The sequence below is a fragment of the Mesorhizobium sp. M5C.F.Ca.ET.164.01.1.1 genome, from assembly GCF_004792125.1.
GTDB lineage: Bacteria > Pseudomonadota > Alphaproteobacteria > Rhizobiales > Rhizobiaceae > Mesorhizobium > Mesorhizobium wenxiniae.
In genome coordinates, this window is sequence record NZ_SRTG01000259.1 from 1 (window position 1) to 355 (window position 355).

At 56.6% G+C, this 355-nt stretch carries 1 protein-coding gene; it reads left to right on the forward strand.

Annotation, left to right across the window (positions count from 1 at the left end; translation table 11 throughout):
- Window positions 1-83 precede the first annotated feature (83 nt).
- Window positions 84-355, forward strand: a 272-nt coding sequence (locus EN807_RS33375) for a hypothetical protein (RefSeq protein ID WP_210240021.1), incomplete at its 3' end; no start/stop codon positions are given.

Below are 355 nucleotides of genomic sequence, written 5' to 3' on the forward strand. Positions count from 1 at the left end.
CGCCGGACACCTCGGGACATTCGCCCGCGACACCTCCCAGCGATCCAGACAAGGAGGCGTCCGACGACGAGTATTACGGTCAGATGGACACGCCATACATCTCGCGTGAGATGCTTGCAGGCCTACAGGAATTGCTCCAGCAGCCCGACATGCGTTACGGCATCATGATCGGCCATCACAATCTGCTGCCACAAAAGACTCCGCGCATTACGCCATACGCGGAGATGCTCAACAGCGGATTTGTCAGAACTCAGCTGCTGCAGGGCAACAAGCCTATCGTCTACCTGCATGGACACATACATGCCGATCCGGTCGAGATCGTCAACGATCCAAGGTTTCCGGACGGCAAATTGAT